The organism is Amycolatopsis sp. NPDC031561 (assembly GCF_055580625.1).
The window spans coordinates 380,133-399,151 of the sequence record NZ_JBVILA010000002.1; the positions used below are offsets into that span (position 1 = coordinate 380,133).

The following is a 19,019-nucleotide window of genomic DNA, read 5'->3' on the forward strand; positions in this document are numbered from 1 at the left end:
GACCTCCCGACCCACCCGTTTACTTACCCATCGACGAGGGTTTGTTCCCTCGACCGTAGGTGTTCAAACGTCCGGGCTCAGCGATTCGGGCCGATCGCGGGGGTGCCGTTCCCCCAAACCGGTGACGAACCACCAGGTGCAGCCGATATCAGGGAATTTCCGACTACTTTGCGTAATCGATCGGGAATCCGGACGTTCCGGGCGGGAACTCAGCGAGTCGTACCCGCCGTCGGCGGCTCGCTCGGCTCCTTCGACGCGCTGGTCGAGGTGGGCGCGCGAGGCGGCGCCACCGTCGTCCGGCCCGGCTGCGGAGGCCTGGGCGTCGAGCGTGCCTGGCTGGGCCTCGAGGCACCAGGCTGCTGGGTGGTGACTTCCGGCCCGGGGGTCGCCCCGGAAGGCGCGGGCGAGACCGGGACCGGGTCTGGTGCCGGGGAGATGGTCGACAGGCCCGGCCCGGCGGGCTGGACCGGCGCGGACCCCTCGCCGCCACGACCGCCGACGGCGATCGCGCCGAGCACGATCACCGCGACCGTCGCCACCGAACTCCCCGCGACGGCCAGCCGCTTGCGTCGTCGCCGGATCCGGCCACCCTGCTCGATGATGTCCGCCGCCCGGATGCCCAGCGGAGGACCGCTCACCCCGTGCGAAAGCACGCCTTTGATGTCCTCGTCCATCTCCTCACCTCCCATCGTCGTGCGCTCCGCTCAAGGCCAGTTCGCTGAAATGCGGTCCGAGCCGCTTGCGCAGGGTCGCCAGACCCCGCGAGCCCTGACTCTTCACGTTCCCGGTGCTGCAGCCCAGCGCCGCGGCCGTCTCCTCGACGCTGAGATCTTCGAAGTAGCGCAGCACCAGTACCGCCCGCTGCTTCGGGGCGATGCCGGACAGGGCGTGCCTGACCAGCATCTCCTGTTCCGTACCGCCCGTTTCGCTCGGGACTTCGGGAAGGGCGTCGGTGAGCTTCTCCCGTTTGCGCCAAACGCGCCGATGCTCGGAGAGGAACGTCCGCAGCACGATCTTGCGCGCGTAGCCGTCGAGCGCGTCGTGCCGGGAGAGCTTCGGCCAAGCCAGATACAGCTTCAGCAGCGCGGCCTGGGTGATGTCTTCAGCCTGGTGCCAGTCCCCGCACAGGAGGTACGCGGTGGCACGCAGGCTGTGCGCGCGCTCGCCGAAGTACCGGGCGAACTCGCCGTCCCACGGCGAGCCCGTCCCGGTCTTCGACGAGCGGCTCAACGACACCTAGTTACCGGCTCCTTCGACGACGGCGGGGAGGTTCAGGTCCCCGGTCGGCCCGGCCGGGACGGCCTTGGGCACACGGTGCTCGCCCGGAGCGGCGACCGACGGGGTCTTCTGGGCGGGCCGCGGGGCGGTGGTGACGCGGGGCGGTTCGCCCGGCTTGGTGGTGGTGGGAGCCGGGGCCGGCGCCTGGGTCGGTGCCTGAGTGACCGTGGGCGACGGGGCGCTCTGGTCGGCCGACGCCAGCGACGTGGTCGCGAAGGCGGCGCCGCCCGCGAGCAGCAGCGCGCCGAGGGAAAGAGCGATACGAGTACGCAAGGGTGTCTCCTCGATCCGGGCGCCGCTCATTGGCCGCGGCGCCTTACGTCGTTAGACATGCGTCCCGCCCACCCTGGGGTTGCAGCGACTTTTCCGCGCGCTGACGGAAATATTCCGCCGGGCGCTCGACCGCAGGTCAGCGGCGCGCGGGGTGAAGTCTTCCGTCGCGCTGACGCGCTCCCGGAAGACATACTCTCGGTCAAGCACGAACGGCCGGAGACCACAGGGTCTCCGGCCGCCCGGTTTCGTGGAAGTACTTCAGCTCCCGAGAGCGGACAGCTTCGTCCACTCGTCCCAGGAGTAGGTCCAGTCGCTGTAGTCACGCGCCCGGTTGATCTTGACCGTGCTGCCCTCGATCTCGACGGGGTCCCCGACGAGCGCGCCCGCCATGTACTCCTTGGCGTTCACCGGAGCGAGGTTCACGCAGCCGTGCGAGATGTTCTTCTTGCCCTGGGCCCAGATCGAGGGCCCGTAGCCGTGGATGAACTCGCCGTTGGTCGAGAACCGCACCGCGGACGGCACGACGATGTTCTCGTAGTTGTAGCGCTCGTTGGTCATCGAGTACGTGTCGTGCTTGGACATCACCACGTGCGTGCCACTCGGGGTGACCCGGCCCTGATCGGCGTCGAGGCCATAGCTGGCGGCGTAGTCCGCGATCTGCTGACCGTCACGGATCACCAGGAGCCGGTGGGTCTGGGTGTTGCCCTTGACGACCTGCGAACGCCCGATCGTGAAGCTCGCCGACCGGTCTTCCTTGCCGTACACGCCATCGCCGATCTTGACGCCGTAGATCTTGGCGTTGAACTTCACCGTGGTGCCGGGCTGCCAGTAGGCCTTCGGCCGCCAGTGCACCGAGGTGTCGTCGTGGACCCAGGCCCAGGAGCCCTCGGTCTTCGGCGTGGTCTCGACCGACAGCGCCTTCTCGACCGAGGCCTTGTCGGTGACCTTGCTCGGGAAGGTCAGCGTGATCGGCATCGCGATGCCGTAGGTCTGCCCGTCGAAGACGTTGATGTTCGCGCCCACCTGCTTGCGCGGTTTGACCGTGGTGAAGGCCCCGCCGACCTCGGCGGGCTTGCCGTCGGTGCCGGTGGCCTTGCCGGACCACGTGTAGGCCTTGCCGTAGCCGAGCTGTTCGGTGGTGGACCAGCTCTTCTTGTCTTCGGACGGCTGGCCCGCGACCTGCTTGCCCTCCGGATTGGTCAGGACGACCTGATCGAGCGTGCCGTCGGCGACGCTGACCCTGATCGGCTGGCCGGGCGCGACGTCCTGCGCGCCCGCGGCCGGCTCGTACGTCAGCTTGGCGGGCGCGGCGGCCTTCCCGCCGGTCTCGCTGCTGATCGGGCCGCCGCCGTCCGGCCCGCTGGCCGACACGGTCGGCTCGCTGCTGCACGCCCCCAGCGTCAGAACGGCGACCAACCCCAGTGCCGCGATCGCCGCGCGGCGGCGTGCGGTTTCAGTGAACCTCAAAGCTTCCCCTTTGCTCCCCTGTACACCGACCATGACGTCCGGACCGCCCCTGAAGTTGATCCCACCGGGAGTGATGCGAGTCACAATCGGGTGGATCATAGTTCACGATCGGGGCATGGCCGACTTCGGTCCGTGTCCGGCGATGAGCTGAGGTCGGCGTGCGGCGACAGGGTAGCGAGAGGGTCCGACAGAAGCCGGAGCGCTATACGACGTTCCGGTGACCTTGGTACTTGGGGGTGCCCAGAGTCCGATCACGGGCTTCAAATATGGCCAGATCCCGGTACTCTGCCATCAGGCCGTCGTTTTGCGTGTTCGTGGCTTCACACTCGCGGAACTTCTGACGCGAGCCATGAGCCGGTGACGCGCTCTTCGCTCGACTCGTTGGAACCGCCCGGGACGGTCTGGGTGTCGCTTCGGAGGCACTCGAAGCGGATGTGCAACGAGGAGTACAGCGGTGGCGCAAGGCACTGTGAAGTGGTTCAACGCGGAGAAGGGCTTCGGCTTCATCGCGCAGGATGGCGGCGAGGGCGACGTCTTCGTGCACTACTCGGAAATCGAGGGGCGCGGTTTCCGCACTCTCGAGGAGAATCAGCGAGTGGAGTTCGAAGTCGGTCAGGGTCAGAAGGGCCCGCAGGCCCAAAAGGTCCGCGCGATCTGAGTCCGCCCATTCGGCGTTGCTCAGACTGATCAGAAAGGCCCCCGGCGTTCTCGCCGGGGGCCTTTTCTATGGCTTTGAAAGCTTCTTCGGATGTGCTGTTCCGTTCCGCGGTCGACGGGGTCAGCGGGGGACGGGCTGCTCCCACGTGTTGGCGTCGAAGCGGAACTCGTCCGTGTGGGCTTCCTCGTGGCGGCGCTGCTGGGCCGAGTTGGCCTGCGACTCCCACGAGAGGCGTTCGAGGATCCACTCCTGCGCCAGCGCCTGCGGCGACAGGTTGCGTTCCTGGGCGGCGTCTTTGAGCTGCTCCATCGCGATGAGGTTCATCCGCAGCTGGAACACCTGCGCTTCACCGAAGCGCTTGCCGGTGCCGGTGCTTTCCGGGTCGTTGTCGGGGGCGAGGGCACGAAGGTAGCTGGTGAGCTCCGTGTCTTCGACGACCGCTTCGGCCTCCTTGGTGGAGGAGTTGCGGTGACGACCGGGGTTGACCGGCTTCAAGTTCGTGCGGCTGCCGCTACGACGGCTCAAGGAAGGAAGGGGCACCGGGCCACGATAACGGTTCGGTCTCGGCAAACCAACCACAGTGAGCCACGACACACCCAATAATTTGTCTCGAATGGCCCAGCCCCCCAAAGCCCAACACGGCCGTGATCACTAAACGCAACCACAACACTCTAAGAAAACCATTCGCGCAGCGCCGCCTGGTCTCTCAATCGGACCGAGTCCGGGCCCGCCAACCGCCACGGAACGGACCCTGGGGGTTTGGGGGGTGGCCCCCCAAAACACGGAGCGACCCCCGCGCCAGGGGGAGGAACGCGGGGGTCGGAGGGGATCTCCACAGGCGCTGACCGGGGGTGTGTCAGCAAATCGATTGTCGCACGGTTTGCTGAGAAGGGCGAGTGGGCGCGGGCAGAATTCCCGGTCGCGGCGCCACCTCTGGTTCGTCTGTGGTTCATGTGGCGCCGGTGTGCACGTGATTGCTCTGCGTTGTGCGGAGCGTGGCGACAGGTTCACTCTCCGGGGGGCTGTGTGTCGCGGCCGGCTCTGGCTAGCCTCGCGGCCAAGCTGTTCGTTGGCCGTCTGGAGGAACCATGGGTGGGTCTGTGGAAGTGCGACAGTTCCTCCTTCGGTACGAAGGTGCCGATGGGGGAAGCTCGACGACGTTGGCCGGTGGTCTGCCGGCGCAGCGCACGGGTCAGGGGGACACCCAGCGGGTGTCCGACGACCAGGTGCGGCGTGCCCGGCTGGCGGTGGCCAACGGGGCGCTGGGCGTCGATGACTGTGTCCAGTTGCTGGACATGCTGGGGTTGACGCTGGACCAGGACGGGCAGGCGCCCGTCCAGCGCTGAGTTCGTCCGCAAGGCCCGGTCGCGCGGTGTGTTCGCCGCGGGGCCGGGCTTTCGTTTGCGCTTGACGAGGGATCCGCCAGTTGTGTAACACTGTTATTATTCAACTGGCGGGAAGGCGTGAGCGGTATGGGTGACGAGGCGGCGCGGGAAATCCGGGACGTGGTGCAGGTGTTGGGCGGGAAGTTCATGACCTCCCCTGAGCTCGCCGAGGTCGAAGCCGAGGTGGGCTTGCCGCCGCGGACGCTCTATCTGCGAGGGCGTTCGGCGGTGCTGGGCGACCCGCCGCCGAAGGTCGTCGCGGAGCTGTTCGGGATCTTCCCGCGGTGGCTCTTCGAGTTCGCCTTGCCGCCCGCGATGGCGGCTCTCGACGCGGCTTCCGCGGTCCGTGCCTACTCGCGGTCATCGGCGAAGTGGGCGCACGTCAGCCTTTCGGACGCCGACGACCCCGGCCGTACGGCGGATCTGCTCTTTCGTCTCGTGGACGCGGCGGACGCGAGCGGTCTCGCGTTGTTCGCCGGATGGCAACTCGCCGAACGCCCGGAAGACACCGTCGAGCGCCTGGCGTTCGCGCTCATGGTCTTCCGCGAGTTCCGCGGCGGCGTCCATTTCGCCGCCCTTCGCGCGGTGGGCCTGACGGTGCCCGAGGCCGTCATCGCGGACCCGGAAGGCGGCCGCGGCCGCCTCCTGCGCACCGCGTGGCCCGAGGAGGCCGCGGACGCGCTGATCGCCGCGGCCGAGGCCAAGGGAGATCTGCGGCAGCGGTGGCGGTACGCCGAGGACCTGACCGACCAGCGCGTGACCGAACTCCTCGCCGTCACCCTCACGGATGACGAGCGAGACGAGCTCCGGCGGCGTCTCGGCACCCTGCGGGACACCTTGGCCCTGATGTCCTGAAGTCACCGCGTTCTCGCAGGTCCCAGCCCTGTGAACAACTAGAGGACCCCCTGTGCGGGAGCTGAAACGAGCGTGTCCTATAGTTATGTTCGCTCCCGGGGACACCGGAGAGCGCGGGTCGGATCGGTTCGCCGAAACCGAACCGGGCTCCCATCGTCCAGCGGCCTAGGACTCCGCCCTTTCAAGGCGGCAACGCGGGTTCGAATCCCGTTGGGAGTACGCAGTACAGTTACAAAGCAGTATGCAAGGCCCTGTGGCGCAGTTGGTTAGCGCGTCGCCCTGTCACGGCGAAGGTCGCGGGTTCGAGTCCCGTCAGGGTCGCAAGATCGTTCGGCTACTTGCCGGCGTTCCCGGCCAGGTAGCTCAGTTGGTACGAGCGTCCGCCTGAAAAGCGGAAGGTCGCCGGTTCGACCCCGGCCCTGGCCACCGCTCGCAGAACCGCCTCGATGCATATCGAGGCGGTTTTTTCATGCCCGGGCTCGGGATCGCGTCGCCCGGGGATACACAGCTGACACACAGCCAATCAACAGGTCATTGCCAACCAGTGGCAGCAGGGTCGCCGCATGACGCGAGTTCGCCCCTCCAAGGCCTGGGTGATCAACGGTGCCCTGATCGTGCTGCTGGCCGGAGCAGGTTTTGGGATATATCAGGCATTCAGTCCCGAACAGAACACGGCGGAGGCCCAGACCCGCAGCACGCCGGTCCGCCGGGCCACGGTCACCGAGACCGTCTCCGCCGCCGGGACGCTCGCCAGCGGCTACACCGGCACCGCGAACTTCGCGACGGCGGGCAAGGTCGCGTCGATCGACGTGAAGGTGGGCGACGTCGTGTCGGTGGGCCAGAAGCTCGCGACCATCGAGAGCGCTCAGGCCGCGAAGGAGCTTCAGGTCGCGAAGGCGAACCTCTCGGTCGCCCGGGACAACCTCGATACCGCCGAGACGGCGGAGGACACCCCCAGCACCGGCCAGAACGCCCAAAGCACTCAGAACAGTGTCGCTTCAGCACAGGCCAAGGTGGATCAGGCCGAGCTTGACGTCCAGAACGCGCAGACAGCGCTCGACAACACCACCCTGCACGCGCCCGGCGCGGGGACGGTCACCGCGATCAATGGCACCGTCGGGCAGCAGTCTTCCAGCGGCTCTTCGGCAAGCTCGCAACCGTCCACCCAGGGCGGGAATTCCAGCGCCACGACGTCGTCCACTTCCAGCGGCACCGGGTTCATCACCATCACGAACATGACCGATCTGGTCGTCGACACCTCGATCGCCGAGATCGACGTCAGCAAGGTCAAGGCGGGCCAGAAGGCGACGGTGACGCTGAACTCGTCGCCGGACAAGCCGGTCCAGGCGACCGTCTCCAGCGTCGACCTGACGCCGACGACCAGCGGCAGTGTCGTCTCCTACCGCGCGAAGCTGGCGCTGGCCGATCCGCCGGAAGGACTGCGGCCCGGTCAGTCGGCGAGCGTCGTGGTCGCCGTCGCGGAGGCGCAGAACGCGCTGAGCGTGCCCGCCGCCGCGGTGCGGGGGAACGTCGTCACCGTGCAGGAGAACGGCCAGAACGTCCAGCGTCGGGTGCAGGTCGGCCTCCGCGGCGAATCGACGGTCCAGATCACCTCGGGGCTGACCGAGGGGGAGAACGTCGTGCTGACCGCGACGGCCGCCAGCGGCACAGCCGGTACCGGGCGGACGGGCGGGACCGGGGGCTTCCCCGGCGGCGGCCAGCGCGGCACCGGTGCCGGGGGCGGATTCGGCGGTCGGGGATGAACCCGGTGATCGCGGTTTCCGGACTGCGCAAGACTTACGGGGAAGGGGAAACCGCCGTGCACGCGTTGCGCGGCGTCGACCTCGCCATCCTGCCGGGTGAGTACGTCGCGATCATGGGCGCGTCCGGTTCCGGCAAGTCGACGCTGCTGAACATGCTCGGCTGCCTGGACGTGCCGACCTCGGGGGAGTACCTGCTCGACGGTTTCGGTGTCGGCGAGCTCAACGAACGCCAGCTGGCATTGCTGCGCAATCGCAAGATCGGCTTCGTCTTCCAGTCGTTCAACCTGGTCCCGCGGACGTCCTCCGTGTCCAATGTGGAGCTTCCATTGGTCTACAGTGGACTTCGACGATCGGTGCGACGCAGGCGCGCGCTCGCCGCGCTGGAGATGGTCGGCCTGTCCGATCGTGCCAAGCATCTGCCGAGCGAGCTGTCCGGCGGGCAGATCCAGCGCGTCGCCGTGGCGCGGGCGCTGGTCACCGGGCCCGCGATGCTGCTGGCCGACGAGCCCACCGGCAACCTCGACCGCCGCAGCACGGCGGACGTCCTCGGGGTGTTCGACCGGTTGAACCGGCTCGGCCGCACCATCGTGGTGATCACGCACGAGGACGAGGTCGCCGCGCACGCGCGCCGCGTGGTCCGCGTCGACGACGGGCTGATCGTCTCCGACGAGATGACCGGCGTCGTGGGGGCGGCGTCGTGAACTTCCTGGAGATCCTGCGTTTCGCGATCCGCGGTCTCACCGCGAACAAACTGCGGTCGGCGCTCACGACGCTCGGGATCACCATCGGCGTCGCGGCGGTGATCCTGCTCGTCGCGGTGGGAAACGGCGCCTCCGCCGCCATCGCGGCGAGTATCCAGGGGCTCGGTACCAACGTCGTCAACGTCTCCCCGGCGCGCGGCGGCGGCCAGAGCGCGACGGCGCGCCCGTTGACGGTGCAGGACGCGCACGCGCTCGCCGACCCGATCGGCGCGCCGGACGTCAAGGCGGCGTCGCCCGTGGTGACCACGACGGCCACCGCGACCCGCGGGCAGACGTCGTACGACATCCAGAGCGTCGTGGGCACCGAACCCGCGTACTTCACCACGACCAACAAGGAGATCGCCGACGGCGCGCTGTTCACCGCCGAGGACGTCACGGCCGCGCGGAAGGTCGTCGTCCTCGGTGCCACGACGGCGCAGTCGATCTTCGGCACGGCCGAGCCGGTCGGCGGGAACGTGCTGCTCGACGGTATCCAGTTCACCGTCGCCGGAGTGCTGAAGGCCCAGGGGAGCACCGGGCCGCAGAACGCCGACGACGTCGCCATCGCGCCGATCTCCGCGGTGCAGAACTCCTTGGCGGGCTACGGAAGCCTGAGCCAGATCGCCGTACAGGCGACCGGCGCGGACTCCGTTTCCCTCGCCCAGGCCGAAATCACCGCGATCCTCGACGCGCGGCACGGGATCCGCGCGGGCGGCACCGCCGACTACCAGATCCAGAACTCCGAACAACTGCTCGCGACCCGGACGTCGGCCACCGACACGTTCACCGTGCTGCTCGCCGCCGTCGCGGCGATCTCGCTGCTGGTCGGCGGGATCGGCGTCACCAACATCATGCTGGTGACCGTGACCGAGCGGATCCGCGAGATCGGCATCCGCAAGGCGGTCGGGGCTCCGCGATCGGCCATTCTCGGCCAGTTCCTCGCCGAGGCGACCATGCTCAGCCTGTTCGGCGGGCTGCTCGGCGTCGCGATCGGGCTGATCGGCAGTCGGTTCACCATTTCCGGGATCCAGCCGGTCGTGGTGCCGTCCTCGATCTTCCTGGCTTTCGCGGTCTCCGCCCTGATCGGGCTGTTCTTCGGGGTCTTCCCAGCGAACCGGGCCGCGAAGCTGCGGCCGATCGACGCCTTGCGGCACGAATAGGAGTTCCGATGTCGTCAACAGAACCGACCGCGGAGGAGATCGTCTCCGGCCCGGCGGTGACCGGTGACCTCCACGGCGAGATGCGCCGCGCCGCGCGGCCGTTCTCCCGGGCGACGCAGGTGCTGGCCGGGCTGGTCGTGCTGGCGGCCGTGTTCGCCGGCGGTGCTTGGACGCACGTGGCGTTCGGGTCGGCTCCGGCGCCCGCCCGGCAGGCCGTGACGCCGAACGGCCAAGGGCAGCCGGGCGGGCAAGCTGTCCGACCTGAAGCAAGAGAGGCGGGTCGCTGATCTTGACCTCGAGTCAGGTGGAGGTGTCAGGCTCGGGGTATGACACTCGCAGCTGAGCAGGTCGACGAATGGACCGTCGACACCCTCGACCTCGACGCGTACCTCGGCCGGATCGGCCAGGACCGGGCGAAGCCTTCCGCCGGCGCGTTGCGTGAACTGGCCAAGGCGCACATCCTGGCCGTTCCGTTCGAGAACGTCGACGTGGTTTTGGGACAGCACAAAGGGATCGCGCTCGACGACGTGATCGGCAAGCTCGTCCGCCGTCATCGCGGCGGCTACTGCTACGAGCACGGAAGCCTCTTCGCCGCGGCCGCCGAGCAACTCGGCTACACCGTGCGCCGTCTCGTGGCGAGGGTGCAGCCACAGCGGAACGGGCCGTACACGCATATGACGCTCGCGATCGAGGCCGACGGCGTCCAGCACCTGGTCGACGTCGGTTTCGGCGCCGGGATGCTGGTGCCGATGCCGCTCATCGACGGCGCCGTGGTGGATCAGGCTGGCTGGCCGCACCGGCTGGTTCAGGACGGCGACTGGTGGCGCCTGCAGAAGCAGGAGGGCGACGACTGGACCGACCTGCACGCCTTCACACTCACGCCGATGCACCGGATCGACTACGAGGTGTACCACCATTACACGTCGACGCATCCGCGGTCGCCGTTCACCGGCCAGCTGGTGATCATGCGCCTGGCGGAAGGGCTCAGCCGCAAGCTGGTCGGCGAAGAGTTCATCGTCGAGCGTCCGGACGGGACCAAGGAGACCACCAAGATCCCGGCCGGCCGGCTCGACGCGACACTGCGCGAGCTGGACGTCGTCCTGACCGAGGACGAACTCGCGAAGCTGCTGACGATCTACCCGGGATGAGCGGTCAGAGTTCGAATTCCGCGCGCTTGTCCTCGGGGACGAGATCCTCGTACTCGCGGTGCTTCGCGATGAACGAGCGCACGTACGGGCAGTAGGGCAGGACAAACCTGCCCTGCGCCCGGACGTCGTCGAGCGCCGCGGTCACGAGCTTGCCCGCCAGGCCCTGGCCCGCGAAGTCGTCCGAGATCTCGGTGTGCAGGAACAGAATGGCGTCCGGTCGCGTACGGGTTTCCAGGAACCCGGCGGTTTTCCCGTCCACGACGATGTCGTAGCGGTCTTCTCCGGACTTGATCTCGACACTCATTCAAGGGCTCCGAAAAGGTCGTCAGGGGGCGCGGGGCGGCCGAGGTGGAAGCCCTGCGCCTGGTCACAGTTCAGCTCACGCAGGACGGTGAGCTGATCTTCGTCTTCGACACCTTCGGCGACGACGATCAGGTCGACGGCGTGCGCCATCGCGATGATGCTCTTGACGATCGCGGCCGCGTCGCGCGATTCCGCGATGCCGGTGACGAAGGTGCGGTCGATCTTGAGCGTGTCGAGCGGGAGCCGTTGCAACTGCGCGAGCGACGAATAGCCGGTGCCGAAGTCGTCGATCGCGAGCGAGACACCGAGATCGCGCAACGACGTGAGGACTTCGGCGGCCGCGGCCTGGTCACGCATCAGCGCGCTTTCGGTGACTTCCAGGGTCAGCGCGTGCGGCGGGAGCCCCGTGGTCTTCAGCGCGTCCTGCACGGTGGGTACCAAATGCGGGTCGTCCAGCTGCCGGGCCGACAGGTTGACCTTGAGGTTCAGGTCGATGCCGAGCTGCTCGCGGCGTTTGGCGATTTCGCGCGTGGTCGTGCGCAGGACGTGCTTGCCGATCAGGTTGATCAGGTCGCTTTCCTCGGCCAGCGGGATGAACTCGGCGGGCGAGATCGTGCCGTGCGCGGGATGTTTCCAGCGCAGCAACGCTTCCACGGCGACCATCTCGCCGGATTCGATGTCCACGACAGGCTGGTACGCCGTCCAGAGTTCCTCGTTCTGCAGGGCGTCGCGCAGATCCTGCTCCATGCGGAGCCGCCGCTGCATCCGCTCGCGCAGCTCGACGTCGAAGAACTCGTACCGCGCGCGGCCGAGCGTTTTCGCCTGATACATCGCGACATCCGCGTCCCGCAGCAGATCTTCGGCGGTCCGCGTGTCGTCGTTGGCCGCGGTGACGATGCCGATGCTGGCGTCGATGTGCAGCTGCCTGCCGTTGACGGTGATCGGTTCGGTCAGCGCCTCGCGCAGATACTCGGCCAGCGCCTTGATCTCGCCCGGTTCGGTGATCTCCGCGGTGACGACGACGAATTCGTCGCCGCCGAGCCTGCCGACGAGGTCGCTCTCGCCGATTCCCCGGCGCAGCCGCTCGCCCGCGATGCGGAGCACCTTGTCACCGACGGAATGCCCGAGCGAATCGTTGATCACCTTGAACTTGTCGAGATCGATGAACAGCAGCGTGGTCAGCTCGGCGCGGCCCGCGCCGGACAGCGCCTCGGCGAGACTGTCCAGCACCAGCGTCCGGTTCGCGAGTTCGGTGAGCGGATCGTGCGTCGCTTCGTGGGCGAGCCGCTCGCCGATGGCGCGGCGTTCGGTGATGTCGGTGAACGAGGTGACCACCGCGGTGGCCGACGGATCCTCGGGGGTCAGCAGCCGCGAGGTCAGCGAGATCCAGACGTCGGCGCCGTCGGGCCTGCGCAGCCGCAGCACGAGGCCGTTCTGCGTGACACGGGTGCGCCGGGTGATCACCGACGGCATCCGGGCCGGTGGGAGGCGGCCCTGCTCGTCGTACAGCTCCAGCGTCACGCACGGGATGCCGATGAGATCGTCGTGGCCGACGCCGATGATCCGGCACGCGGCGGGGTTGGCCGATTCGACGAGCCCGCCGGGACCGATCACGACAACGCCTTCGTCGAGCGACGCGACCACGGTGCTGTAGTGCTGCTCGGCACGCCGCCGGGCCGTCTCGTCGGCGCAGACCAGGACGAACCCGTTGGTCATCTCAGCGGCCGAGATGCGGATGGCCAGGGTCGAGCCGTTGCGGTGACGGTGGGTCGTCTGCATGACGCCGCCCTTGCGCAGCACCGCTTCCGGGGCGAGCGAGGCGCCGACGAGGTCACTGACCGTGCCCCCGATCGCTTCGCTCGCCGTCCAGCCGTAGACGTTCTCCGCGGCGGGGTTCCAGCTGGTCACCACGCCGGCGCCGCTGGTCGCGATGATCGCGTCGCTGACGTGGCTGATCAGCGCGGCCTGGTAGCGAAGCGTCGCTTCGGCGGCCTTCTGTGCGCTGATGTCGCGCATGATGACCTGGAAAGCGGGCCTGCCCTCCCAGGTCGTCCGCACGGAAATGCTCTGTACCAGGTATTTCGCGCCGTCGAGGCGGAGCATGACGGTGTCGGTGGGGTCGGTCGACGCGCCCTGGCGATGGAGCGAGGCGATCCTGTCCAGGAGGGCGGGGAGCGACTCGTCGGCGACGAAGTCCATGATCGGCCGCCCGATCAGCTCGGCGGTCGAGGAGGCCCCCAGCGCGGTGACAGCGGCTCTGTTCACGTACGTGACGACGCCGGCTTCGTGGACACAGACCGCGTCGGGACTGAGTTCCACCAAAAGCCGGTAACGGTCAGTGAGATCCTCGAGGGCTTGCCGATTCTCGCGGACGTCGGTCACGTCGGTGGCGATCCCGAGCAGCCCCGACGAGCCGTTCTCGTCGCCGATGGTGCGGGCGCGCAAGCGGACCCAGCGGAGTTCGCCCGCCGGATTCCGGAACGACTGCTCGAGTTCGAATTCGCGCCAAGGCGGGGAAGTGCGGGTGCCGGAGGTCAGCGGCGCCACGAGATCGGCCAGTCGGGCTTCGATCTCGGCTTCGGTGAGACCGGTTCCACCCAGCAGGTTCTCCAGTCCGGGCAGCCAGGACAGCGTCTCGCCCCCGAAGTCGTACGACCAGATGGCGGCTTGGTCGCCCGCGAGGCCGAGATCGCCGACCGGCTCGTTCCCGAGCGGTGTACCTGTCGGATGACCGGAATTTCCGGCCCCCGGCACGGCGAGGGCGTCAGCCTCCATGATCCGTCCGAACCCCCTCTTCCGGTGCTGGCACCGTCGATTACACCACCCGCGGAGAGCGCTGTATACGCGAACCGAAGCGCGACCACCGCAGATATGCGCAAAAGCATATGAATACACGCTGTGTGACTGGCACGCGCTAAGGTGTTCCATCGGGTGAATAATTTTTGGTTAACTTCACCCATTCGGCGGTGAGTTGCGGTAAAACTACTGTCCGCTCGTTCCCGGCGTGAAAGGTCTCAGCTAGTGGATGACGACGACGTTTCGGTCGCCGACCTGCTCATTCGCGAGGGCTGGGACGACCACGAGGAGTCACGGGCAAAGTCACGCTGGAGAGTGATCGCGGTGGTGATCGCCGTGGTCGTCGCCTGTGGCACGGCCGCTGTTCTCGTCGGGTTCGACCCGGATCCCGAACAGAATGCGCAGCCGAACAACATCAGCGTCATCGAGATGCCGAAACGCCCTTCGGAAAACCGGGGGGCCGACGCGACGTCCGCGGTCCCGTCCACCGAGACGGTCGAAACCGGTGAGGGTGGTGACGGAGGGACTTCGTCGCAGCCCAGCAGGACGACGTCCAGCCGTCGTACGTCGAGTTCGGCCACGCCGACCTCCGACACGCGCGACGATCCGACGAAGACACCGACTTCCTCGAACGAGCCGGCGGACCCGCCGCGCACGACCGGGTCCACGGGGGCCCCGCAGCCGCCCAACCCGAATCCGCCGACGCCGCCGTCCACGACGCCTACCGAAGAGTGCAACCTGTGGCCGAAGTGGCTCTGGTGTTAGGGCGCTTTCAGTAGATCCGGCTCCCGTCGCCTGCCGAGGTGGTTGAACAGCAGGTTGAGGGTGAACGCGACGATCGCGGCGACCGTGATCGGGCTGCCGCAGATGGTCTGCAACCACGCCGGGAAGTGCTGGAAGAAGATCGAGTTGCCGAAACGGTTCGTCGAGAAGGCGGGCAGCAGGCCGACGCCGAACGACACCGCGACGATGAAGGTGTTGTGGTTTCCGGAGAACTCCACCTTCTTCAGGTTCTGCACGCCGACCACGGCGACCATCGCGAACATGACCACCGCGACCGCGCCGATCACCGGTTCCGGCACGGCTGCGACGAACGCGCCGACCTTCGGCACCAGGCCCATCAGCACGAGCAGGCCGCCCGTCATCGCGACCACCCAGCGGCTGCGCACCCCGGTCATCTGTACGAGGCCGACGTTCTGGGCGAAAGCCGTGTCCGGGAACGAGTTCATCGCGCCACTGAGAATGGCCGAGAGGCCGTCGGTGGCGAGACCGCGCGCGAGGTCGGAGTCGGTCGGCGGCCGTCCGGTGATCTCACCGACCGCGACCAGGTCCGCGGTGGATTCGGTGTAGGTCACCAGCATCACGACACACATCGAGAGCACGGCCGCGATCGGGAAGGTCGGCGGGCCGAAGTGGAACGGCGACGCGAGGCCGAACCAGTCGGCGTCGGCGATGCCCTTGAAGCTCACCAGGCCCATCGGAACGGCCGCGACCAGGCCGATCAGCAGTGCCAGCAGCGGTCCGATCTGGTTCGCGAAGCCGCGCAAGACCCGCGTGAACAGCACGATCACCGTGATCACGCCGAACGCGAGCGCGATGTTGGCGGGTTTCGCGTAGTCCGGCGATCCGGTGTCGTGGCCGGCGATCAGGCCGACGCCGGGGGCGATGAGCGAGATGCCGATGACGACCAGCAGCGTGCCCGAAACCAGCGGCGGGAAGAACCGGATCATCTTCGCGAACGGCTTCGCGATGAGCAGCCCGAACACACCCGACGCGAGCATCGCGCCGTAGACGGCCTGCATGCCGTACTGGGACGCGATCATGATCATCGGGTTGACCACGGTGAACGTCGCGCCCGCGACCACCGGCAGCCGGATGCCGAAGATCCTCCCGATCCCGATCGCCTGTATCAGCGTCGCGATCCCCGCGACCAGCAGATCCGCGTTGACCAGCAGCGCGATCGTCGCCGCGTCCAGTTTCAGCGCGCTGCCCACGACGAGCGGGACGGCCACCGAGCCCGCGTACATGATCGACATGTGCTGCAGGCCGAGCAGGGTCAGCTTCGGCAGCGGCGGGCGGGCGTCGACCGGATGGACCTCGGGATGGGTCATGGAACCCCCTCCTCACGTGCGGGAACGCCAGTGGACCGGCCGGGAATGACGGTAGCGCGTCCACCGCGTGAAGATCACGGTGCGAAAGGGCGGTCGAAAGGGCCGGGGGCTGTGTTGAATGGACACCGGGAACAACGGAAGGAGCGCCGATGGAGACCGTCCTCGTCGTAGGGGCCGGGCAGAGCGGGTTCGGAGTCGCGACCTCGCTGCGGGACAAGGGGTTCGCCGGGCGGGTGGTGCTGATCGGTGACGAACCCGGCCTGCCGTACCAACGGCCTCCGCTGTCGAAGGGCTACCTCGCCGGAACCGCGGGCGATGCCCAGCTGCGCCTGCGGCCCGAGGACTTCTTCGCGGAGAAGGGCATCGAACTGATCCCTGGCCGCGTCGCGTCGGTGGATCGCGACGACGCGAAGGTGGTGATGGAGGACGGGAGCGCCCACGGGTACGACCATCTCGTGCTGGCGACGGGCGCGGTCAATCGCGTGCTTCCCGTTCCCGGGTCCACTTTGGACGGTGTGTTCACGCTGCGCACCAAGGACGACGCCGACGTCTTGCGTGCAGCCTTGGAAAGCGCGGAGAACGTCGTCGTGGTCGGGGGCGGGTTCATCGGGCTCGAGTTCGCCGCGCACGCCGGACGGCCCGTGACGATCGTCGAAGCGCAGGACAGGCTGATGGCCCGTGTCGCGACTCCGGAGGTCTCGGCGTACTTCGCCGCCCTGCACGAGGGAGCCGGGCACACGATCCTGCTCGGCAAGGGCGTCGCCGCGTTGCACGGCGATGGCCGGGTGACCGAGGTGGAACTGAGCGACGGCGCCCGGCTGCCCGCCGATCTGGTCCTGGTCGGGGTCGGCGTGGAGCCGCGGACGCGACTGGCCGAGGAGGCCGGGCTCGCCGTGGCGAACGGCGTCGTCGTCGACGAGCACCTGCGCACGAGCGACCCGAAGATCTCGGCGGTCGGGGACTGCGCGAACTTCCCGTGTGTCCAGGCGGGGACGGCGACGCGGCTGGAGTCGGTGCAGAACGCTGTCGACCAGGGGCGGGCCGCGGCGGCCGCCATCGCGGGCGAACCCGCGCCGTATGACAGCCTGCCTTGGTTCTGGACCGACCAGCTCGGCGCGAAACTGCAGATCGCCGGGATCCTGACCGGGTCCGAAAAGGTCGTCGTGACCGGGGACCGGGAGGGCGGGAAGTTCTCGGTCCTGTCGTTCCGGGACGGCGTTCTCGCCGGTGTCGAGTCGGTGAACCGGCCGCCGGACCACATTGCCGCGCGGCGCCTGTTCGCCGCGGACCCGGCGCCGCGGTTCGAGACGCTGGAGGCCAACGGGTTCGATCTCAAGGCGACTTTCGCGGCTACTCGCGGGTGACGCCTAGGGAGAGCTGAAGGGGCCCTTCACCGCATGCGATGCGGTGAAGGGCCCCTTCAGCTCATGCGATGCGGGGAAAGGTCCCTTCAGCTCCGTCAGGCGGAGGACTCGGGACGGCCGTCGGCCGCCCAAGCGGTGTGGAACGAACCTTCCCGGTCGACCCGGCGGTACGTGTGGGCACCGAAGAAGTCCCGCTGTCCCTGCACCAGGGCGGCGGGGAGCCGCTCCGCGCGCAGGCCGTCGTAGTAGGCCAGCGCGGTCGAGAAGCCCGGGGTCGGGATGCCGAGCCGCACCGCGGTGGAGATCACCGAACGCCAGGAGTCCTGGGCGTCCTCGACGGCCTTGCGGAAGCCGCCGGACGTCAGGAGCGTCGGCAGCCCGGGCTCTTCGGCGTACGCGGCGGTGATGTCGTTCAGGAACTTCGCGCGGATGATGCAGCCATCGCGCCAGATGGACGCGACCTTGCCGAGGTCGATGTCCCAGCCGTATTCGGCGCCGCCCGCCTGGATCTGGTTGAAGCCCTGGGCGTACGCCACCACCTTCGACGCGTAGAGCGCCTGCTCGACGTCGTCCGCGAAGGTGTCCAAAGCGGACCCCGTCAGCGGAGTGCGCGAAGGGCCGCCGAGACCACGGGAGGCCTCACGCAGGTTCGACGAACCGGACAGCGACCGCGCGAAGACGGCTTCGGCGATCCCGCTGATCGGCACGCCCAGGTCCAGTCCGATTTGGACGGTCCAGCGGCCGGTGCCCTTCTGCTCCGCCTGGTCCGCCACGACATCGACGAACGGCTTGCCGGAGGCGGCGTCGGTGTGGGCCAGCACCTGCGAGGTGATCTCGATCAGGTACGAGTCCAGCCGTCCGGAGTTCCACGTCTGGAAGACCTCGCCGATCTCGGCGGGGGAGTAGCCGCCCGCGCCGCGCAGCAGATCGAACGATTCGGCGATCAACTGCATGTCGGCGTACTCGATGCCGTTGTGCACCATCTTCACGAAGTGCCCGGCGCCGTCCGCGCCCACGTGCGTGCAGCACGGTTCGCCGTCGACCTTCGCCGAGATGTCCTCGAACAGCGGCCCGAGCGACTGATACGACTCTTTGGACCCGCCCGGCATGATGCTCGGCCCGTGCAGCGCGCCCTCCTCGCCGCCGGACACACCGGTGCCGACGAAGTGGATGCCCTTCTCGCGCAGCGCGGCCTCGCGGCGCCGGGTGTCCGCGAAGTGCGCGTTGCCCGCGTCGACGATCACGTCGCCCTTCTCCAGGAGCGGGACGAACTCGTCGATCACGGCGTCCGTCGGCGCACCGGCCTTGACCATGATCACGACCTGGCGCGGCCGCTCCAGCGCGTCGACGAACGCCTGCGCCGAATACGCCGGGATGAAGTCGCCTTCGTCGCCGAACTGCTCGACGAGTTCCTTCGTCCGCTTCTCGGAGCGGTTGTGCAGGGCCACCGTGTGCCCGTGCCTCGCCAGGTTCCTGGCCAGGTTGCGGCCCATGACCGCCAGACCGGTGACCCCGATGCTCGCCTTCTTGCTCATCCGCACCCTTCCGCTTCGATTCCCTTGCCGAGCCTATCCCCGTTGAGGGATACGGCGCCGGGGCGAGAAGGGATCAAACGCGAGTTGTCCACAAGTGGGCAGGCCTGTGGACAACTCGGCTCGACGACCCCGCACCGGGGGTGGGCACCGATACGCTGGGTTCGGGGCCGTCCCCCAGGGACG

The 19,019-nt window shown here is 68.2% G+C and carries 19 protein-coding genes and 3 tRNA genes; 13 read left to right on the top strand and 9 right to left on the bottom strand.

Features of this window, described 5'->3' with window-relative positions; genetic code table 11:
- Positions 1-209 precede the first annotated feature (209 nt).
- The 4 genes from ACZ5IK_RS07330 to ACZ5IK_RS07345 all read right to left on the bottom strand — a co-directional run bounded on the left by ACZ5IK_RS07330 (position 210) and on the right by ACZ5IK_RS07345 (position 3,051).
- Entirely contained in the window at positions 210-674 is a 465-nt protein-coding gene (locus ACZ5IK_RS07330) for a hypothetical protein (protein ID WP_465486989.1), read from the bottom strand.
- A gap of 4 nt (positions 675-678) precedes the next feature.
- On the bottom strand, positions 679-1,236 hold the full coding sequence (locus tag ACZ5IK_RS07335; protein WP_465486990.1) for a SigE family RNA polymerase sigma factor: 558 nt from the start codon (positions 1,234-1,236) through the stop codon (positions 679-681).
- On the bottom strand, positions 1,237-1,581 hold the full coding sequence (locus ACZ5IK_RS07340; RefSeq protein ID WP_465486991.1) for a hypothetical protein: 345 nt from the start codon (positions 1,579-1,581) through the stop codon (positions 1,237-1,239).
- 228 nt (positions 1,582-1,809) lie between these two features.
- On the bottom strand, positions 1,810-3,051 hold the full coding sequence (locus ACZ5IK_RS07345; protein ID WP_465486992.1) for a L,D-transpeptidase: 1,242 nt from the start codon (positions 3,049-3,051) through the stop codon (positions 1,810-1,812).
- A 421-nt stretch (positions 3,052-3,472) separates the two neighbouring features.
- Between ACZ5IK_RS07345 and ACZ5IK_RS07350 the strand changes: the two genes are divergently transcribed.
- On the top strand, positions 3,473-3,676 hold the full coding sequence (locus tag ACZ5IK_RS07350; protein ID WP_003097368.1) for a cold-shock protein: 204 nt from the start codon (positions 3,473-3,475) through the stop codon (positions 3,674-3,676).
- Between the two features lie 120 nt (positions 3,677-3,796).
- Here the strand turns inward: ACZ5IK_RS07350 and ACZ5IK_RS07355 are convergent, their stop codons facing one another.
- On the bottom strand, positions 3,797-4,216 hold the full coding sequence (locus tag ACZ5IK_RS07355; RefSeq protein WP_465486993.1) for a hypothetical protein: 420 nt from the start codon (positions 4,214-4,216) through the stop codon (positions 3,797-3,799).
- Positions 4,217-4,764: 548 nt separating this feature from the next.
- On the opposite strand from ACZ5IK_RS07355, the gene ACZ5IK_RS07360 reads away from it, so the two are divergent.
- From ACZ5IK_RS07360 to ACZ5IK_RS07405, 10 genes are all read left to right on the top strand, one after another.
- Positions 4,765-5,022: a hypothetical protein gene (locus tag ACZ5IK_RS07360; protein ID WP_101611942.1), complete on the top strand. Its 258-nt coding sequence runs from the start codon at positions 4,765-4,767 to the stop codon at positions 5,020-5,022.
- A gap of 126 nt (positions 5,023-5,148) precedes the next feature.
- Complete coding sequence (locus ACZ5IK_RS07365) at positions 5,149-5,916, top strand: SCO6745 family protein (protein ID WP_465486994.1); 768 nt, start codon at positions 5,149-5,151, stop codon at positions 5,914-5,916.
- A 146-nt stretch (positions 5,917-6,062) separates the two neighbouring features.
- Positions 6,063-6,135 (top strand) — tRNA-Glu (locus tag ACZ5IK_RS07370).
- Between the two features lie 28 nt (positions 6,136-6,163).
- Positions 6,164-6,237 (top strand) — tRNA-Asp (locus tag ACZ5IK_RS07375).
- A 31-nt stretch (positions 6,238-6,268) separates the two neighbouring features.
- A tRNA-Phe gene (locus ACZ5IK_RS07380) sits at positions 6,269-6,342 on the top strand.
- A gap of 137 nt (positions 6,343-6,479) precedes the next feature.
- Complete coding sequence (locus ACZ5IK_RS07385; protein WP_465486995.1) at positions 6,480-7,679, top strand: efflux RND transporter periplasmic adaptor subunit; 1,200 nt, start codon at positions 6,480-6,482, stop codon at positions 7,677-7,679.
- Positions 7,676-8,380: an ABC transporter ATP-binding protein gene (locus ACZ5IK_RS07390; protein WP_465486996.1), complete on the top strand. Its 705-nt coding sequence runs from the start codon at positions 7,676-7,678 to the stop codon at positions 8,378-8,380. Before ACZ5IK_RS07385 ends, ACZ5IK_RS07390 begins: the two co-directional genes overlap by 4 nt.
- Positions 8,377-9,579, top strand: coding sequence for an ABC transporter permease (locus ACZ5IK_RS07395; RefSeq protein ID WP_465486997.1), 1,203 nt, complete (start codon positions 8,377-8,379; stop codon positions 9,577-9,579). The genes ACZ5IK_RS07390 and ACZ5IK_RS07395 overlap by 4 nt, the downstream gene beginning before the upstream one ends.
- An 8-nt stretch (positions 9,580-9,587) precedes the next feature.
- Positions 9,588-9,866, top strand: a complete 279-nt coding sequence (locus ACZ5IK_RS07400; protein ID WP_465486998.1) for a hypothetical protein — start codon at positions 9,588-9,590, stop codon at positions 9,864-9,866.
- Between the two features lie 39 nt (positions 9,867-9,905).
- Positions 9,906-10,727, top strand: coding sequence for an arylamine N-acetyltransferase family protein (locus tag ACZ5IK_RS07405; RefSeq protein WP_465486999.1), 822 nt, complete (start codon positions 9,906-9,908; stop codon positions 10,725-10,727).
- Between the two features lie 4 nt (positions 10,728-10,731).
- On the opposite strand, the gene ACZ5IK_RS07410 is transcribed toward ACZ5IK_RS07405, so the two are convergent.
- Both ACZ5IK_RS07410 and ACZ5IK_RS07415 read right to left on the bottom strand, forming a co-directional pair.
- Positions 10,732-11,031: a GNAT family N-acetyltransferase gene (locus ACZ5IK_RS07410; RefSeq protein ID WP_410664466.1), complete on the bottom strand. Its 300-nt coding sequence runs from the start codon at positions 11,029-11,031 to the stop codon at positions 10,732-10,734.
- Positions 11,028-13,805, bottom strand: a complete 2,778-nt coding sequence (locus tag ACZ5IK_RS07415) for a sensor domain-containing protein (protein ID WP_465487000.1) — start codon at positions 13,803-13,805, stop codon at positions 11,028-11,030. Before ACZ5IK_RS07415 ends, ACZ5IK_RS07410 begins: the two co-directional genes overlap by 4 nt.
- A gap of 246 nt (positions 13,806-14,051) precedes the next feature.
- Here ACZ5IK_RS07415 and ACZ5IK_RS07420 point away from each other — a divergent pair, with 246 nt between their 5' ends.
- Positions 14,052-14,591, top strand: a complete 540-nt coding sequence (locus ACZ5IK_RS07420) for a serine/threonine protein kinase (protein WP_465487001.1) — start codon at positions 14,052-14,054, stop codon at positions 14,589-14,591.
- On the opposite strand, the gene ACZ5IK_RS07425 is transcribed toward ACZ5IK_RS07420, so the two are convergent.
- A complete protein-coding gene (locus ACZ5IK_RS07425) occupies positions 14,588-15,937 on the bottom strand; it encodes a nucleobase:cation symporter-2 family protein (RefSeq protein ID WP_465487002.1) in 1,350 nt (449 codons plus the stop codon). The genes ACZ5IK_RS07420 and ACZ5IK_RS07425 overlap by 4 nt on opposite strands.
- Before the next feature lie 149 nt (positions 15,938-16,086).
- On the opposite strand from ACZ5IK_RS07425, the gene ACZ5IK_RS07430 reads away from it, so the two are divergent.
- Positions 16,087-17,301, top strand: coding sequence for an NAD(P)/FAD-dependent oxidoreductase (locus ACZ5IK_RS07430; RefSeq protein ID WP_465487003.1), 1,215 nt, complete (start codon positions 16,087-16,089; stop codon positions 17,299-17,301).
- A 95-nt stretch (positions 17,302-17,396) separates the two neighbouring features.
- Here the strand turns inward: ACZ5IK_RS07430 and gndA are convergent, their stop codons facing one another.
- Positions 17,397-18,836 carry an NADP-dependent phosphogluconate dehydrogenase gene (gene gndA, locus ACZ5IK_RS07435; protein WP_465487004.1) on the bottom strand — a complete coding sequence of 480 codons (1,440 nt, stop codon included), beginning with the start codon at positions 18,834-18,836 and terminating at the stop codon, positions 17,397-17,399.
- Positions 18,837-19,019 lie beyond the last annotated feature (183 nt).

Bases quoted from the DNA above. Each gene is read 5' to 3' on its own strand.
- ACZ5IK_RS07400 (WP_465486998.1), top strand. From the start codon at position 9,588: ATGTCGTCAACAGAACCGACCGCGGAGGAGATCGTCTCCGGCCCGGCG.
- ACZ5IK_RS07360 (WP_101611942.1), top strand. From the start codon at position 4,765: ATGGGTGGGTCTGTGGAAGTGCGACAGTTCCTCCTTCGGTACGAAGGT.
- ACZ5IK_RS07410 (WP_410664466.1), bottom strand. From the start codon at position 11,031: ATGAGTGTCGAGATCAAGTCCGGAGAAGACCGCTACGACATCGTCGTG.
- ACZ5IK_RS07390 (WP_465486996.1), top strand. From the start codon at position 7,676: ATGAACCCGGTGATCGCGGTTTCCGGACTGCGCAAGACTTACGGGGAA.
- ACZ5IK_RS07415 (WP_465487000.1), bottom strand. From the start codon at position 13,805: ATGGAGGCTGACGCCCTCGCCGTGCCGGGGGCCGGAAATTCCGGTCAT.
- ACZ5IK_RS07345 (WP_465486992.1), bottom strand. From the start codon at position 3,051: ATGGTCGGTGTACAGGGGAGCAAAGGGGAAGCTTTGAGGTTCACTGAA.
- gndA (WP_465487004.1), bottom strand. From the start codon at position 18,836: ATGAGCAAGAAGGCGAGCATCGGGGTCACCGGTCTGGCGGTCATGGGC.
- ACZ5IK_RS07385 (WP_465486995.1), top strand. From the start codon at position 6,480: ATGACGCGAGTTCGCCCCTCCAAGGCCTGGGTGATCAACGGTGCCCTG.
- ACZ5IK_RS07405 (WP_465486999.1), top strand. From the start codon at position 9,906: ATGACACTCGCAGCTGAGCAGGTCGACGAATGGACCGTCGACACCCTC.
- ACZ5IK_RS07330 (WP_465486989.1), bottom strand. From the start codon at position 674: ATGGACGAGGACATCAAAGGCGTGCTTTCGCACGGGGTGAGCGGTCCT.
- ACZ5IK_RS07430 (WP_465487003.1), top strand. From the start codon at position 16,087: ATGGAGACCGTCCTCGTCGTAGGGGCCGGGCAGAGCGGGTTCGGAGTC.
- ACZ5IK_RS07425 (WP_465487002.1), bottom strand. From the start codon at position 15,937: ATGACCCATCCCGAGGTCCATCCGGTCGACGCCCGCCCGCCGCTGCCG.
- ACZ5IK_RS07365 (WP_465486994.1), top strand. From the start codon at position 5,149: ATGGGTGACGAGGCGGCGCGGGAAATCCGGGACGTGGTGCAGGTGTTG.
- ACZ5IK_RS07340 (WP_465486991.1), bottom strand. From the start codon at position 1,581: ATGAGCGGCGCCCGGATCGAGGAGACACCCTTGCGTACTCGTATCGCT.